The organism is Pseudomonas psychrophila (assembly GCF_001043005.1).
In the GTDB taxonomy this organism is placed as follows: domain Bacteria; phylum Pseudomonadota; class Gammaproteobacteria; order Pseudomonadales; family Pseudomonadaceae; genus Aquipseudomonas; species Aquipseudomonas psychrophila.
Map to the genome: position 1 here is coordinate 48,095 of NZ_JYKZ01000015.1, position 16,910 is coordinate 65,004.

Sequence of the window (16,910 nt, forward strand, 5' to 3'; positions counted from 1 at the left end):
CTTATCGGGAATAACCGGGCCGTCTTTTATAGCGAGAGGTTTTTACAAAATGATGTATCTGAATACCTCCTGAACCTCTGTATTGTGTCGGCCATTGTAGGAATTTTCGCTTTCTCTAGGCGCTTTCACTTTTTTCGATGCGCCCCCTTATCAAAGTGGTTCAGCTCAAACATGGATACAGTACGCGCACGTCTCGCCGGTCTGATTGAATTTGTAAAACAGACTGCACTCATGCAGAAGCGGCCGGCGTTGACCGTCACCCAACACAACGCATTCAGTGTCAGCGAAGAAAAGCTGCGGGCATTGCCGGGGGTCAGCCTGGATGTGCTGGAAAGCGACGAAGATGAAGTCTGGCTGCGGCTTGAGCGTTTGCACGAGACGCGTCCGCCCGCGCCATTGAGCCCGTTGCTGGCGCTGTGGATCGAACTCAAGGGCACGCCGCAAACCGAACCTGCCCTAAAACTGCGGGTGGCGCGTGAGGTGCTGATCGGCAGCGGCCTGTTGTCCGAGCCCGAGCTTTCGCGGTTGACCGTGGTTGGCATCGATATCAGCGAAGACGCCCCGCTTGATGAGTGGGTGAATCTTGAGGAGTGCCTGGACGCCGGCGAGATCAGGGCGCAGTTCAAGTCCTACAGCCAAACTGCTTGGCGACTGTGGGCCGCAGAGGAAAAGCTACGGCGTAAAAGCATCGAACTGTATGCCGAGTTGTTCCTGCTGGTGCAGCAGATGCAGGGCAATCTGGGAGATGCGCAACTGGAGCTGGTCTGGGGGTTAGGCGTTTCGACGTGGGAACATCCTGTGGTCGGCCTCATCCATTACCCGTTGATTAGCCAGTTGGTCGAGCTGGCCATCAACCCGGACACCATGGCCATCGAAGTCCGCCCGCGCGCCGCGCAACCCCGGCTGGAAGTGGACGCCTATGTGGCAGCCGATATTCCGGGGGTAGGCGCTTTGGCGACACTGGCCAAGGATTACTTCAAGAAAGACCAGGTCGCTATCAGTCCGTTCAACCCTTCCAGTTATGAGCCGGTGATTCGCTCTGCCTCTTCATTGCTCGATGCCCAGGGGCAATTCTTGCCGGCGACGGTTGCCGAAGGTGATCGCTCGGTGCCCAAGGCCGCTGAGCATTTGTGTGTGACAGACACCTGGACCCTGTTCGCCCGCACCCGTGACAGCAACCTGTTTATTGAAGACCTGGGCCGCTTCGAAAGCGCGATTGAAGAGATCGGTGAACTGCCCCCGGCCTTGCAGGCGATCTTGACCGAACCTTCCAGCGTACTTGAAGACGTAATCCTGCCCCCATTCCGGGGTTTGTCCTACGTCAGCGGCTCCCAAGGTGGTGATGCGCCAGGGACTAAGGTTCACGAGCTGTACTTCCCCAAGCCCTACAACGACGAGCAGGTGCAAATCATCCAACTGCTCGAAATGCACGATGGGGTGGTGGTGCAAGGCCCGCCAGGCACCGGCAAGACTCACACCATTGCCAACGTCATTAGCCATTACCTGGCCAATGGCAAGCGAGTACTGGTGACGTCGATGAAAGACCCGGCCCTGGCCGTGTTGCAGGAAAAGCTGCCCGAAGACATTCGCCCGCTGGCAATCAGCCTGCTGAGCAGCGAAGCGGACGGCATGAAGCAGTTCGAATTCGCCATTCAAAAGATTTCAGCTGAGGTCCAGCGTATCGATCGGTCGCTGTACAAGCGCGAAATCGGCCAGATCGACGACGAAATCAATACCCTCCACGGTCAGATGGCCAGTGTCGACCGTGAGATTACCCACTGGGCCGAGCGCAACCTGTCTGACCTGGAGATCGACGGTGAGCGCCTGAGCCCTACCCATGCCGCGTTGCAGGTCGCTGTGGCGCAAGACGAGGTCAACGGCTTTGCCGATCAGATCGGGGTTGGCGACGAACATCGTCCGCAATTCAGCCTGCAAGACATCATCGCCTTGCGTGAGGCGCGGTTGGCGCTCAAGGACTCGCTGGCTTACCTGGGCCACAAAGTCCCACAACTGGCCGACTTCCCGGATGCGCAAACGCTGATTCAGGTGCATCAGGATCTGGCCCGGGAAAGCCAGTTGCAGCACAAGGAAAGTACGGGCGAGGTGCCGCGTCTGCTGGACTCCAGCACGCAGACCCTTGAGCAGGCGCAGGCTCTGGTAGAGCACCTGGAGCAATTGCAGGCACTGCGCACGCAGCTCAAAACCGCAGAGCACACCTGGGTGCCGGCCATGCAGGCCTACTTGTCGCGCAACCCCAATGCCGATGTGCTGGGGCTTTTTGACAGCCTCAAGGGCGAGATCGAAGCGGCACTGGCCGGTCGCAAAGCATTTGTTGCACGGCCGGTGAGCTTGTCATTCGAGCTCCAGGCACAGCCCGAGGTGATGGCCGCCATCGATAACCTGGCCCAGGGACGACGCCCGTTCGGGTTGTCCGGCCTGATCGGCAAGGGCAGCCAGAAACAGTTGCTGGACGCCATTCTGGTGCTGGGCAGCAAACCGCAAAGCGATCAGGACTGGGCGCATGTGCAAGCATTCGTGCGCTTCCAGCTGTTGGGGCGAACGCTGCTGTTGCGCTGGAATGCCCTGGCTGCCGAGATGCCGCTGCCGACCCTTGAAACCGACGCCGAACAATTACTGGCGGCGACGCGGGCGATTGAGCAGTACGGCGATATTGTCCGTGCTGAGCAGGGTGAAGTCCGTGCTCAAACCGAACTCAAACATCTGCTCGTGGACTGGGCCGACGTCAGCCAGTTGCGCAATGACGAGACTGTGCTGGGCAAGGGCGAAAGCTTTTTGCGTCATCACCTGATGCGCCACCGACTGGCTGCGACCTGGGTCATTAAACACACCTTCAATACAGCACTGGCCGGTTGTGGCGGTGCAGTGAGCGAGCGTCTGCAAGGGTTTCTGGACACGAGCCTGGGTCAACCACAGGTGACCACCGCTGAACTTCAGGTGCAGTGGTCCGAGCTGATGGACGAGCTGCGCCGGGTATTGGCCTTGGCGGATGCGCTCGGCACGGTGCAACAGGTGACGGACGTTATCGCGCAGAGCGGCGGCCTGATCTGGGCCGCCCGTTTGCGCGACGAACCGAGCACCGGCCCGGTGGATGGTCTGCTCCCGGATAACTGTCTGGAGGTGTGGCGCCTGAGCCGTTTGGCGCGGTATCTGGAGAGCATCGACGGGCGTGAAGACCTCAAGCGCCTGTTCAAGTTACGCGGTGAACTGGAGCTGAACCTGTCGCGTCTTTATCAGGATGCGGTGGTCAAGCGCACCTGGCTGCGGTTGTCAGAGAACGCTACGCCGAGTGTGAGGGCAGCCCTTGAGCTGTATCGCACCGCGATCCGTAAAATCGGCAAAGGGACAGGTGTGCGTGCCGGGCGTTACCGGCAGGACGCGCGCTTGGCCGCTGATGTCGCGATCTCGGCGATCCCGTGCTGGATCATGCCCCATTACCGCATTTGCGAAAGCTTGCCGGCCCAATACGGTGCCTTTGATCTGGTGATCATCGATGAGGCGTCCCAGTCTGATCTGACCGCGTTACCAGCGTTGCTGCGGGCGAAAAAAGTGCTGGTGGTGGGCGATGACAAACAGGTCTCGCCGGACGGCATCGGCATGGAAGAAGAGCGTGTGCAGAACATGATGGCGCGCTTTTTGGGCAATCAGGTAGGGCTCTACCGGCCATTGATGTCCCCCGAGCGTTCGCTGTATGACCTGTTCAAAGTGGTATTTGCCAAGAGCGGCACCATGCTGCGCGAGCATTTCCGCTGTGTGGCGCCGATCATCGAATACTCCAAGCGCGAGTTCTACAACCACGAACTTAAGCCTTTGCGCCTGCCGATGATGACCGAGCGCCTGGACCCGCCGCTGGTGGATCTGCTGGTGATGGACGGGGAGAAAAAGGGCAAGTTCAACCTTGGCGAAGCCAATGTAATTGTCGAGGAAATCCGCCGCTTGATCGCCATGCCGCAGATCGCGGGGCGCACCATTGGCGTGGTCTCGTTGCTGGGGGCGGAGCAGGCGCAAAAAGTGATGCAGATGCTGACCAAGGAGCTGGGTGAAGAGGTGATCACCCAGTTCCAGATCAGCTGTGGCGATGCGCGCACTTTCCAGGGCAAGGAGCGGGACATCATGTTCCTGTCGATGGTGGCCAGCCCCGGAGATTGTTTTGCCAATAGCCGAGACTCGATTGCCCAGCGCTTCAATGTGGCCGCGTCGCGGGCGCGGGACCGCATGTACCTGGTGCGCAGCGTCGAGCTCACCGACCTGAGCGCGGTCGATGGTTTGCGCCGTGGCTTGATAGAGCACTTTGAAACCCCCTTTACCCAGGACGCAGCGCAGGTCAGTGATCTGCGTGAGTTGTGCGAGTCGGGTTTTGAGCGCGATATGTACGACGAGCTCACGCAGCGTGGCTATCGGGTCATCCCGCAGGTCGGCGTCGGGGCGTATCGGATTGACATGGTGGTCGAGGGTGACAACGACAGTCGCCTGGCGATCGAGTGTGATGGCGACCGTTTTCACGGCCCGGACCGCTGGGACAGCGACATGCGCCGCCAGCGCATTCTGGAGCGGGCGGGCTGGCGCTTCTGGCGCTGCTTCGCCTCGGCGTTCACCCTGAATCGTCAGCAGATTATCGATGATTTGCTGGCCACCTTGCAGGCAATGAACATCGAGCCTGCCAGCGGTGAAGGGGCGGCCCCCAGCATTCATGTCGAACGGCGCCAGGTGCATGGCTTTCGTCGTGCGGGTGGATCGGCAGAGGAGGGGAGTGGCCGTCGTTATGACAGCCGACCGGCCAAGGACCCGTTTCTGTTCTGGATCCCGGACGACACATTTGTCGTGAGTGATGTTGAAGCGGACCAGTCTTCCCCGCAGCTAGCCTGATATGCGCAAGCACACAGGTTTTGGGGGCAACTCAAAACCTGGCACGTGCAGGAACCAATGTGGGGGTGGGCTGGCTAGCGATGGCATCACCTGTAGCCTGCCAGCCAGACCGTTTCGCCTGCATCGCAGGCAGACCAGCGCCTCCAGGTTTTACGTTGCCCTGTGTGAACGGGTGATCGTACAACCGGCTTGAGCTATGATGCATCTATACAGGAGCACAGCAGCACGGACGTCCGGTGTGTCAGGGCGATTTTTCAGCTGCTTACATGAAGTGCCCCTGACCCCTTTGATTTCGAGAAAAATGTTCAACATGGAAAACCAGATCGACGTACCCCGCCTCCCTCGCAAGCGCCGCAGCCTCGCGCAAGAGTTGGTGACGGTGCTGTCCGAGCAGATCCGCGACGGTATGCTCAAGCGTGGCGACAAGTTGCCTACCGAATCCGCGATCATGGAGGCGCATGGCGTCAGCCGCACGGTGGTGCGCGAAGCGATTTCCCGTTTGCAGGCGGCAGGGCAGGTCGAGACCCGCCACGGTATCGGCACCTTTGTGCTGGATACACCGAGCCCGAGCGGTTTTCGGATCGATCCGGCAACGGTCGTAACCTTGCGCGATGTACTGGCGATTCTTGAGCTGCGTATCAGCCTTGAAGTGGAGTCAGCCGGTTTGGCTGCCCAGCGGCGCAATGAAGAACAACTGGCCGCGATGCGTGCAGCGCTGGATGCCCTGAATGAAAACGCGGCACGCAATGGTGATGCCGTGGCGTCGGACTTTCAGTTCCATCTGCAGATTGCGCTGTCGACGGGCAACCGCTACTTCACCGACATCATGACTCACCTGGGCACCAGCATCATTCCGCGTACCCGTCTCAATTCGGCGCGTCTGGCCCATGATGACCAGCAGCACTACATGACCCGGCTCAACCGCGAGCACGAAGAAATCTACCAGGCCATTGCCCGTCAGGATTCCGAAGCGGCCCGTGCGGCCATGCGCTTGCACCTGACCAACAGCCGCGAACGCCTGCGCCATGCCCATGAAGAAGCAGAAGCGCAACGCGGGTAAGGCCCCTGTGGGAGCGAGCCTGCTCGCGAATGATTTTCGCGAGCAGGCTCGCTCCTACGGTTTAAGTACCTTCTCAGTAGGTATCGATTAAAGCCACTTCTCAGACAACCTATCTCTGTTCTGAAATTAAATTTCGACTCTGCCTGAATCCCACAAAGCCCGTGCTAGACGGGCTTTGTGCTTTTCATTAACCAAAATTTGGCCATCGCTCAGCACGAATACAAGAAATGAGATTGACGTTATCTTTTTAAGTTGTACGATGACGTACGACGTAGCGAAGTGCTTACGTATTTCTCATCACAACGTGCTCCCAGGGTGTTCGAATAATGAATCCACAAGAACTGAAGTCCATCCTCTCTAACGGTCTGTTGTCCTTTCCGATAACCGACTTCAATGCTCAAGGTGATTTCCACCGTGAGGGCTACATCAAGCGTCTTGAATGGCTGGCCCCGTACGGCGCCTCGGCCCTGTTCGCAGCAGGCGGCACCGGCGAGTTCTTCTCCCTGGCAGCCAGCGAATATTCGCAAGTGATCAAAACTGCAGTCGATACTTGCGCCACCAGCGTGCCGATCCTCGCCGGTGTCGGTGGTTCGACCCGCCAGGCCATCGAGTACGCTCAAGAAGCCGAGCGTCTGGGTGCCAAAGGTTTGCTGCTGCTGCCGCATTACCTGACTGAAGCCAGCCAGGACGGCGTTGCCGCCCACGTTGAGGCGGTGTGCAAGTCGGTGAAAATCGGCGTGATCGTCTACAACCGTAACGTCTGCCGTTTGACCGCGCCGCTGCTGGAGCGTCTGGCCGAGCGTTGCCCGAACCTGATCGGCTACAAGGATGGCCTGGGTGATATCGAGTTGATGGTGTCGATCCGTCGCCGCCTCGGTGATCGCTTCAGTTACCTGGGCGGCCTGCCGACCGCCGAAGTCTACGCGGCTGCCTACAAGGCGCTGGGCGTACCGGTTTACTCCTCTGCCGTGTTCAACTTCATCCCGAAAACCGCGATGGACTTCTACCACGCCGTGGCCCGTGAAGATCACGCCACCGTGGGCAAGATCATCGACGACTTCTTCCTGCCGTACCTGGACATTCGTAATCGCAAAGCCGGTTACGCCGTCAGTATCGTCAAGGCTGGCGCCACTATTTCCGGTTACAGTGCTGGCCCGGTGCGTACGCCACTGACCGACTTGTTGCCAGAAGAGTACGAGGCACTGGCTGCCTTGATCGACAAGCAAGGTCCGCAGTAAGCAAAAGCCAAGGCCGCTGAGAAATCAGCGGCCTTTTGTGTGAAGGATTACGAACGTCGGCTAGTGCAATATTTCTGTTGGAACTGTCAGCTACACCAAAAAAATAGATTCACCCGCGCATAAAAATAAACAGTGGGAGTAGTACTACATGCAAGCGACCAAGCCGACGCATGTCCGTTATATGATTTTGCTCATGCTTTTTCTGGTGACCACTATCAATTATGCAGACCGTGCCACTATCGCCATCGCAGGCTCCAGCCTGCAAAAAGACCTCGGCATTGACGCCGTTACCCTGGGTTATATCTTCTCCGCATTTGGCTGGGCCTATGTCGCCGGACAAATCCCCGGTGGCTGGCTCCTGGACCGTTTCGGTTCTAAAAAAGTTTACGCCCTGAGTATTTTCACCTGGTCACTGTTCACCGTGCTGCAAGGCTTTATCGGTGAGTTCGGCATGTCCACAGCGGTGGTTGCGCTGTTTATGCTGCGCTTTCTGGTCGGTCTGGCCGAAGCCCCCTCCTTTCCTGGAAACGCCCGCATCGTTGCTGCCTGGTTTCCGACGGCAGAGCGTGGCACTGCGTCCGCGATCTTCAACTCGGCGCAATACTTCGCCACTGTATTGTTCGCACCGTTGATGGGCTGGATCGTTTACTCCTTCGGTTGGGAGCATGTGTTTATCGTCATGGGCATTCTGGGTATCGTCTTCTCGGGCATCTGGCTCAAGGTGATCTACAGCCCGCGTGAACACCCACGCATCAACGAGGCAGAGTTCAAGTACATCGCTGAAAACGGCGGTATGGTCGACATGGACCAGAAAGGCAAAAAGTCCGACGGACCAAAGTGGGACTACATACGCCAACTGCTCACTAACCGCATGATGCTTGGCGTTTATTTGGGCCAGTACTGCATCAACGGCATTACCTACTTCTTCCTGACCTGGTTCCCGGTGTATCTGGTGCAGGATCGCGGCATGACCATCCTCAAAGCCGGTTTCATTGCGTCGTTACCTGCGATCTGCGGGTTTATCGGCGGCGTGCTGGGCGGGGTCATTTCCGATTACCTGTTGCGCAAAGGCCACTCACTGACGTTCGCCCGCAAGGCACCGATCATCGCTGGCCTGCTGGTCTCCAGCAGCATTGTGGCCTGCAACTACGTGGACGTTGAATGGATGGTGGTTGGCTTTATGGCCCTGGCATTCTTCGGCAAGGGCGTTGGCGCACTGGGCTGGGCGGTGGTGTCCGATACCTCGCCCAAACAGATCGCCGGCCTGAGCGGTGGCCTGTTCAATACCTTTGGTAACCTCGCTTCCATTACCACTCCCATCGTCATTGGTTACATCATCAGCACCACTGGCTCGTTCAAATGGGCGCTGGTGTTTGTCGGTTGCAATGCATTGATGGCGGTATTCAGCTACCTGGTTATCGTAGGCCCGATCAAGCGTGTGGTACTCAAAGAGTCACCGACCAGCGGCCCGCTAACGGCCGATCTTAAACCTGTGAATTCTTGAGGAGCGGCGTCATGACATTGATTGAACATTCCGATTCGCCGCGCTCGATCCGCCTGCACCCGCTGGATAACGTTGCAGTGGTGGTCAACGATCAGGGCGTACCGGCTGGCACTGTGTTTGCTGATGGCCTCGTGACTCTGGACTTTGTGCCTCAGAGCCACAAAGTCACTCTGGAGGACATCCCCCAGGGCGGTGAAGTGATTCGCTACGGCCAGGTCATCGGTTACGCCTTGCAAGCCATTGCCCGGGGCAGTTGGGTCAACGAAGACCAACTGCGCATGCCCACCGCACCGCCGCTGGACAGCCTGCCGCTGTCCACGGATGTTCCGGCGGCGCAGGCGCCGCTTGAGGGCTACACCTTCGAGGGGTATCGCAACGCAGATGGCACCGTGGGCACGCGCAATATCCTTGGCATCACCACCACCGTTCAGTGCGTTACCGGTGTGCTGGACCATGCGGTCAAGCGGATCAAAGAAGAACTGCTGCCTCTTTACCCCCATGTCGATGATGTGGTCGCGCTCACCCACAGCTACGGCTGTGGCGTGGCCATCAGTGCCACCGATGCCTATATCCCGATCCGCACGGTGCGCAACCTGGCGCGCAACCCCAATCTGGGCGGTGAGGCGCTGGTCATCGGTCTGGGCTGCGAAAAACTGCAAGCCAGTCAGGTGATGCATGAAAACGACAGCTCGGTGGACTTGAGCGATCCGTGGTTGTACCGCTTGCAGGATTCCAGCCACGGCTTTACCGAGATGATCGAGCAGATCATGGCCCTGGCCGAGATCCGCCTCAAAAAGCTCGATCAACGCCGTCGCGAAACAGTGCCGGCGTCCGAGTTGATCCTGGGCATGCAATGTGGCGGCAGCGATGCATTTTCCGGGATTACCGCCAACCCTGCGCTGGGTTATGCCTCGGACTTGCTGCTACGTGCGGGGGCAACGGTGATGTTTTCCGAAGTCACCGAAGTGCGCGATGCCATCTACCTGCTGACCTCCCGCGCCGAGACTCAGGCCGTTGCTCAAGAGCTGGTCCGCGAGATGGACTGGTACGACCGTTATCTGGCCAAAGGCGAAGCGGACCGCAGCGCGAACACCACGCCGGGTAACAAAAAGGGCGGGCTGTCGAATATCGTCGAAAAATCCCTGGGTTCCATCGTCAAGTCCGGCAGCAGCGCGATCAATGGCGTGCTTGGCCCCGGCGAGCGGTTCACGCGCAAAGGGCTGATTTTTTGTGCGACGCCCGCTAGCGACTTTGTGTGCGGCACCTTGCAACTGGCTGCCGGGATGAACCTGCACGTGTTCACCACTGGGCGCGGCACACCGTATGGGCTGGCAATGGCCCCCGTGGTGAAAGTGTCGACCCGCACCGAACTGGCACAGCGCTGGCCGGACCTGATCGATATCGACGCCGGACGCATCGCCACCGGGCGTGCGACCATCGAAGACCTGGGCTGGGAACTGTTCCATTACTACCTGGACGTCGCCAGCGGCAAAAAACACACCTGGGCCGAACAGCACAAACTGCACAACGACATCACCCTGTTCAACCCGGCACCGATCACCTGATCGGCCAGCCCACGGATCCAGCCACTCATTGTGGGAGCGAGCCTGCTCGCGAAGGTCGTTACCGATAGCGCGACTTGATACTTTCGCGAGCAGGCTCGCTCCCACAGAGGTCCTGTGCCAACAGGTGTTGTTGCGCATGGGCTGCCACGCGACCAATCACCAATATCGCCGGGCTTTTCAGTTCGAAGGCCTCGGCATCCTGTTCCATCGCGCTCAGGAGGCTGCGGCATTCGCGCTGATGGGGCAGGGACGCATTTTCAATCATGGCCACCAGCGTGGTACCGCAATGCTTGCCCCCCTGTGGGAGCGAGCCTGCTCGCGAAGGTCGTTACCGATAGCGCGACTTGATACTTTCGCGAGCAGGCTCGCTCCCACAGAGGTCCTGTGCCAACAGGTGTTGTTGCGCATGGGCTGCCACGCGACCAATCACCAATATCGCCGGGCTTTTCAGTTCGAAGGCCACGGCATCCTGCTCCATCGCGCTCAGGTAGCTGCGGCATTCGCGCTGATGGGGCAGGGACGCATTTTCAATCATGGCCACCGGCATATCCGCGGCCATGCCCCCCGCCAGCAATTGCTCGCGGATTTCGCTCAATTTGGCCACGCCCATATACACCACCAGCGTGGTACCGCTTTGCGCCAGTGCCTGCCAGTTCACCTGGCTCTCATCCTGAGTGTGCGCCGTCACCAGCGTCACGCCTCGGGCCACGCCGCGCAGGGTCAACGGAATATCGCATTGCGTGGCTCCCGCCAGCCCGGCCGTAATGCCGTTAACCAGCTCCACCTCAACCCCGTGTTCGCGCAACCACTGGGCCTCTTCGCCACCACGGCCGAAGATGCACGGATCGCCGCCCTTGAGCCGCACCACGCATTTGCCGTGACGGGCATAACGCAGCATCAGGCGATGAATAAACGCCTGTGGCGTCGAACGACACCCACCACGCTTGCCCACCGAAATCACCCGGGCCGTCGGGCAATGTTCCAGCACGGCGTGATTGACCAGATCGTCAATCAGCACCACATCCGCTTCGCGCAGGGCGCGCACGGCCTTGAGCGTCAGCAGTTCCGGATCCCCCGGGCCTGCACCCACCAGCCAGACTTTTGCACTCATTGTGATTTCCTCACGCGATGACGGCGATCGGCTGCGCCTGGGCAGCCAGCAAACGCTTGATTTCCGGGACGCAGGAGCCGCATTGCGTTCCGCAGCCCAACGTATTTTTCAGCCCCTGCAAGTCCAGCCCCTGGTCGATGCCGGCACATACCGCGCTCTGGCTGACGTTCTTGCAGTTGCACACAATTTTGTTGCCCCCGGCCGGGGTGTCGACGTTGCCGGGCGGAGCGCTCAATGGCGCCAGCAGCCAGCGCCGCAACTGTTCGTCGGCGCGACCTTCCAGCCACAGGCTTTGCAGCCAATGCTGGGCGAGGGTTTCCCCGGCCAGTCGAATGGCGGTAATGCGGCTGTTTTCAATACGTACCCGTTTGCCGATGGAACGACGCGGGTCGTCGTAAGCCAGCACCGGGCCCTCGTTGAGCCCCAGGCATTGGTCGATGTCGCGCAGCAGCTGCGGGTCTGGCGCGCTGGCGCTGGCCGCACGGATCAACAGCGCTGGGCGCTCGCGGCCCGTCAGGCTGAAACTCACATACGAAAAAGCTTCGCAGAGCGGGCGCAGCGTCTCGAATTTCTGTTGAACATCGCCCTCTATCAGGGCGAACAGGTGCCAAGGTAATTGCACCGGCTCAAGCCTTACGGCGCTGTGCTTGAGTTCCGGTTGTTTGGACAGGGGGTCGAAAGCTGGCAGGGTCAGTGTATTGACCCCGCCTTTGAGAAAGCGGTCGCCCCAGTGCATCGGCAAAAACGCCTGCCCCGGCCGCACGCTGTCATCACTGCTGACTGGCATGATCACCGCCCCGCGTCGGCTCTTGAGGCTGATCAAGTCACCGGGTTGCAGGCGATGGCGACGCAGTTCGTCCGGGTGCAGGCTCAACACCGCTTCACTGACGTGACCGAACAATTGCGCGGCGGTGCCGGTGCGGCTCATGCCGTGCCATTGGTCACGCAGACGACCGGTGATCAGGGTCAGCGGAAAGCGCGCATCCCGTTGCTCCTTGGCGGCCCGATAAGGGTCGGCCACAAACTGGGCATGACCCGTGGCAGTAGGAAATACCCCGTCCAGATACAGACGAGCCGTGCCTTCGCGGGCGCCGGCAGGGAAGGGCCACTGTTGCGGGCCAATGGCATCGAGCACGGCATGGCTGATACCCGACAAGTCCAGGTCACGGCCCTGGGTCAGGTGCTTGTACTCATCGAACACCTGCGCCGCGGTTTCAAATGCAAACAGGCCGGGTTGCGCAGGGCGCAGATGTTTTTCAAGACGTTGTGCGAAATCCACAGTGATCGCCCAATCTGAGCGCGCCTCCCCCGGTGCGGCGATGGCTTTTCGCACATGGGAAATACGTCGCTCGGAGTTGGTCACCGTGCCGTCCTTTTCGCCCCAACTGGCGGCGGGCAGCAACAGGTCGGCAAAGGCGGCGGTTTCGGTGGTATGAAACGCCTCTTGCAGCACCACGAACGGGCAGGCCAGTAACGCCGCCCGCACAGCGGTCTGATCCGGCATGGATTGCGCAGGGTTGGTACAGGCGATCCACACGGCCTTGATCTTGCCACTGGCCATCTGCTCAAACAGCTCGATGGCGCTCAGACCGGTGGTGTGCGGCAGTTGTTCAACCCCCCAGTACGCGGCGACTTCGGCCCGATGCTCGGCATTGGCGGCTTCGCGATGGCCGGGCAACAGGTTGGACAAGCTGCCGGTTTCGCGCCCACCCATGGCATTGGGCTGACCGGTCAGCGAGAACGGTCCTGAGCCGGGCCGGCCGATCTGCCCGGTGGCCAGATGCAGGTTGATCAGGGCGCTGTTTTTCGCACTGCCGGCGGTGGACTGGTTAAGGCCCATGCACCACAGCGACAGAAAGCTCGGCGAGGTGCCGACCCATTCGGCGCATTGCTGCAATTGCCCGACGCTGATGCCGCACAGCTGCGACACCATCTGTGGGGTGTAGTCGCGCACCAGGCTTTTAAGCTCGGGCAGGCCCTGAGTGTGAGCCTGGATAAAGTCACGGTCGATCCAGTCTTCCCACAACAGCAAGTGCAAAATCCCGTGAAACAAAGCGACATCGGTACCGGGTAGAATCGCCAGATGCAAGTCAGCCAGATCGCAGGTGTCGGTCCGACGCGGGTCGATGACGATGACTTTCATGGCCGGACGCCGGGCTTTTGCCTCCTCCAATCGGCGAAACAGTACCGGATGGGCGTAGGCCATATTGCTGCCGACGATCATCACGCAGTCGCTCAGCTCAAGGTCTTCATAGCTGCAAGGCGGTGCATCGGCGCCCAGGCTGCGTTTGTAGCCGACCACGGCCGAAGACATGCATAGCCGCGAATTGCTGTCGATGTTGTTGGTGCCCACCAGCGCCCGCGCCAGTTTGTTGAAGGCGTAGTAATCCTCGGTCAGCAACTGCCCGGAGATGTAAAACGCAACGCTGTCGGGGCCGTGTTCGGCGATGGTGGCGGCAAACACGCTGGCCGCGTGATCCAGGGCGCTGTCCCAGTCAGTGCGGCCCCGGGCAAGGTCTTTGCCCAGGCGCAATTGCGGGTACAGCGCGCGCGCGTTGAGGTCGCCCGTCAGGTGCAGCGTCGAGCCCTTGCTGCACAATTTTCCGAAGTTGGCCGGATGCGCCGGATCGCCGCTGACACCGAGAATGCGCTCGCCGTCATGTTCGATCAGCACGCCGCAGCCGACCCCGCAATAGCAGCAAGTGGAGGCGGTGATCTGGCGGTTCATCAGCCTGCGTCCCGCAGGGCCAACTGCACGCGGCCATTTTCGACCCGCGCCGGGTGGTGATGGGCGCAGCCAATGTCCGGAGCTTGGGCTTCGCCGGTTTGCAGGTCGATTTGCCAGTTGTGCAACGGGCAGGCAACGCGCTTGCCGTAGATCAACCCCTGGGACAACGGACCGCCCTTGTGCGGGCAGCGGTCATCGAGTGCGAACACTTCGTCGTCGCTGGTGCGAAAGATCGCGATATCACCCTTTGGCCCCGTAATGATCCGTGAGCCCAGGGCGTTGATTTCCTCTAATGAGCAGATATCCAGCCAGTTCATGCCAGCACCTCCAGGTTTTTCACGGGGATGACGTCGAATTCCTTTTTCAGCAGCGGCTGCTCCAGGCGCTCTTTCCACGGATCTTGTTCAAACGACAGGGAAAACTGCAGACGATCATTGAGCGCCTTACGCCGGTCGGGATCTTCGAGCACCGCCTTCTTGATGTGCTCCATGCCGACCCGTTGCAGGTAATGCACGGTGCGCTCAAGGTAAAAGGCTTCTTCGCGATACAGCTGTAAAAAGGCGCCGTTGTACTCGCGTACTTCTTCGGCAGTCTTGAGCTTGACGAAGAACTCGGCGACTTCGGTCTTGATCCCGCCGTTACCGCCGATATACATCTCCCAGCCGGAGTCCACGCCGATAATCCCTACGTCCTTGATACCTGCTTCCGAGCAGTTCCGTGGGCAGCCGGAGACCGCCAGTTTGACCTTGTGCGGCGACCACATATTGAACAGGTCGTGCTCCAGCTCAATGCCCAGTTGAGTCGAGTTTTGCGTGCCGAAGCGGCAGAATTCGCTGCCCACGCAGGTCTTCACGGTACGGATGGATTTGCCGTAGGCGTGGCCGGAAGGCATGTCCAGATCCTTCCACACGCCCGGCAGGTCGTGCTTCTTGATTCCCAGCAAATCGATGCGCTGCCCGCCCGTGACCTTGACCATCGGCACGTTGTACTTGTCGGCCACGTCGGCGATGCGGCGCAACTCGGAGGGGTTGGTGACGCCGCCCCACATCCGCGGGACGACCGAATAGGTGCCATCTTTTTGAATGTTGGCGTGGGCACGTTCGTTGATCAGGCGCGATTGCGGGTCATCCTTCGCTTCGCCGGGCCAGGTTGAAATCAGGTAATAGTTGAGCGCCGGGCGGCAGGTGGCGCAGCCGTTCGGCGTGCGCCAGTTCAGGTAGCTTTGGGTGCCGGCAATGGTCAACAGGTGTTGGTCGCGGATGGCCTGGCGGATTTGCCCGTGATTGAGGTCGCTGCATCCGCAAATGGCTTTTTCGCTTTTGGGTTTGACGTCTGCAGCACCGCCCACGGTGTTGATCAGAATCTGCTCCACCAACCCCGCGCAAGAGCCGCAAGAGCTGGCGGCCTTGGTGTGCTTTTTGACATCGTCGACGCTGAACAGCCCGTGCTCCTGGATCGCCTTGACGATGGTGCCTTTGCACACGCCATTGCAGCCGCAGACTTCGGCGGTGTCGGCCATGCTCATGGCTTTGTCCTGACCCTGGTGGCCGACGTCGCCAATAGCGTTTTCGCCAAACATCAGATGATCACGGATCTCACCGATGGCGTGATTCTCACGGATCTGGCGGAAGTACCAGCCACCGTCGGCCGTGTCGCCGTACAGGCAGGCGCCCACCAGAATGTCGTCCTTGATCACCAGTTTTTTGTAGACCCCGCCAATCGGGTCACTGAGGGTGATGGTTTCGGTGCCTTCACCGCCCATGAAATCGCCAGCGGAGAACAGGTCGATGCCGGTGACCTTTAACTTGGTCGAGGTGACAGAGCCCTGATAGCGGGCAAAGCCCAGTTGCGCGAGGTGGTTAGCGCACACCTTGGCCTGCTCGAACAGTGGCGCCACCAGGCCGTACGCGATGCCGCGATGGCTGGCGCATTCGCCGATTGCGTAAATGCGCGGGTCATAGGTTTGCAAGGTGTCGTTGACCAGAATCCCGCGGTTGCACGGGATGCCTGCACGCTCGGCGAGCTCGGTATTGGGGCGGATGCCGGCAGCCATGACCACCAGATCGGCGGGGATGATGTCGCCGTTCTTGAACTCGACCGAGCCAACCCGACCGTTACCAGCGTCGTGCAACGCGTTGGTTTGTTCGCGCAGTCGAAAATGCAGGCCGCGTGCCTCAAGGGCGGTTTGCAGCAGTTGGCCGCTGATGGGGTCCAACTGGCGATCCAGCAACCATTCGCCGATGTGTACCACGGTCACGTGCATGCCGCGCAGCATCAGGCCGTTGGCCGCTTCAAGACCGAGCAGGCCGCCACCGATGACCACCGCGTGCTTGTGGGTTTTGGCGGTGTCGATCATCGCCTGGGTATCGGCGATGTCGCGGTAACCGATGACGCCATCCAGCGTGTTGCCCGGGATGGGCAGAATGAACGGCGTGGAACCGGTGGCGATCAGCAGGCGGTCGTATTCGGCTTCGGTGCCGTCCTCGGCAATGACCCGACGTTTTACCCGATCGATCTGCACGACTTTGCGGTTGAGCAGCAGCTTGATGTTGTTTTCCAGGTACCAGTCCAGATCGTTGAGCACGATCTCTTCGAATGTCTGCTCACCGGCCAGCACCGGAGAGAGCAGGATTCGGTTGTAGTTGGCATGAGGTTCGGCGCCGAAGACCGTGATGTCGTACAGCTCATTGCTCAGCTTGAGCAATTCTTCCAGGGTGCGAACCCCGGCCATGCCATTACCGATCATCACCAGTTTTAATTTTTTCATCAGGTTCTCCGCGAGCAAGGCCTGCCTTATGGGGGGCATTGCGGCCTTGTTCG

9 protein-coding genes and 1 pseudogene are annotated in these 16,910 nt (G+C 59.9%); 5 read left to right on the forward strand and 5 right to left on the reverse strand.

The features are described 5' to 3' along the window. Positions 1 to 171 precede the first annotated feature (171 nt). From TU76_RS22170 to garD, 5 genes are all read left to right on the forward strand, one after another. Positions 172 to 4,884 (forward strand): AAA domain-containing protein, encoded by a 4,713-nt coding sequence (locus TU76_RS22170; RefSeq protein ID WP_048352514.1) that lies wholly within the window; start codon positions 172 to 174, stop codon positions 4,882 to 4,884. 310 nt (positions 4,885 to 5,194) lie between these two features. After that, the gene (locus tag TU76_RS22175; RefSeq protein WP_019827355.1) at positions 5,195 to 5,944 is read left to right on the forward strand and encodes a FadR/GntR family transcriptional regulator; all 750 of its coding nucleotides are present in this window, start codon (positions 5,195 to 5,197) and stop codon (positions 5,942 to 5,944) included. Positions 5,945 to 6,270: 326 nt separating this feature from the next. Beyond that, the gene (gene kdgD, locus TU76_RS22180; RefSeq protein ID WP_019827357.1) at positions 6,271 to 7,182 is read left to right on the forward strand and encodes a 5-dehydro-4-deoxyglucarate dehydratase; all 912 of its coding nucleotides are present in this window, start codon (positions 6,271 to 6,273) and stop codon (positions 7,180 to 7,182) included. A 148-nt stretch (positions 7,183 to 7,330) separates the two neighbouring features. Continuing rightward, positions 7,331 to 8,686 (forward strand): MFS transporter, encoded by a 1,356-nt coding sequence (locus tag TU76_RS22185; RefSeq protein WP_048352515.1) that lies wholly within the window; start codon positions 7,331 to 7,333, stop codon positions 8,684 to 8,686. 11 nt (positions 8,687 to 8,697) lie between these two features. Next, positions 8,698 to 10,251 carry a galactarate dehydratase gene (garD, locus tag TU76_RS22190; RefSeq protein ID WP_019827359.1) on the forward strand — a complete coding sequence of 518 codons (1,554 nt, stop codon included), beginning with the start codon at positions 8,698 to 8,700 and terminating at the stop codon, positions 10,249 to 10,251. A 58-nt stretch (positions 10,252 to 10,309) separates the two neighbouring features. Here the strand turns inward: garD and TU76_RS22195 are convergent. The 5 genes and pseudogenes from TU76_RS22195 to nirB form a co-directional block, all read right to left on the reverse strand. Beyond that, positions 10,310 to 10,528: pseudogene (locus TU76_RS22195) on the reverse strand (uroporphyrinogen-III C-methyltransferase); the annotation flags it as partial. A 51-nt stretch (positions 10,529 to 10,579) separates the two neighbouring features. After that, positions 10,580 to 11,362, reverse strand: a complete 783-nt coding sequence (cobA, locus tag TU76_RS22200; protein WP_048352517.1) for a uroporphyrinogen-III C-methyltransferase — start codon at positions 11,360 to 11,362, stop codon at positions 10,580 to 10,582. A gap of 10 nt (positions 11,363 to 11,372) precedes the next feature. Then, entirely contained in the window at positions 11,373 to 14,090 is a 2,718-nt protein-coding gene (locus TU76_RS22205; RefSeq protein WP_019827361.1) for a nitrate reductase, read from the reverse strand. After that, positions 14,090 to 14,407, reverse strand: coding sequence for a nitrite reductase small subunit NirD (nirD, locus tag TU76_RS22210; RefSeq protein WP_019827362.1), 318 nt, complete (start codon positions 14,405 to 14,407; stop codon positions 14,090 to 14,092). Before nirD ends, TU76_RS22205 begins: the two co-directional genes overlap by 1 nt. After that, on the reverse strand, positions 14,404 to 16,857 hold the full coding sequence (gene nirB / locus TU76_RS22215) for a nitrite reductase large subunit NirB (protein ID WP_046809412.1): 2,454 nt from the start codon (positions 16,855 to 16,857) through the stop codon (positions 14,404 to 14,406). The genes nirD and nirB overlap by 4 nt, the downstream gene beginning before the upstream one ends. Between the last annotated feature and the right edge of the window lie 53 nt (positions 16,858 to 16,910).